1 pseudogene is annotated in these 273 nt (G+C 60.1%); it reads right to left on the reverse strand.

The window, feature by feature from the left end:
- A pseudogene (locus JMA46_RS16905) lies at positions 1-273 on the reverse strand (hypothetical protein); the annotation flags it as partial.

Genomic DNA, 273 nt, shown 5'->3' on the forward strand with positions numbered 1-273 from the left:
CGCTTTCCCGTAGTGTGTAGCGTTCTGCTTTCATGTCCAGGGGCTCATCGGTGACTGGATCGGTGAGGACGCGTAAGAACGTGGGGGAGTTGGCGAGGAGTTTTTGGGCGATGGGGATCGGGACGGGGCCGGAACCGATGAGTTCGGCGGGTTCGTCGGTGATGTTCAGTGCTGAAAGGAACGGCACGGTGAGCAAGATCAGGGCTTTGGGCAGGGGAGGGTCGATCATGACGTGGTGGTGGCGGAGGATTTCGAGCTGGTCGAGGTAGTCCT

The organism is Arthrobacter sp. E3 (assembly GCF_017353415.1).
In the GTDB taxonomy this organism is placed as follows: Bacteria; Actinomycetota; Actinomycetes; order Actinomycetales; family Micrococcaceae; genus Specibacter.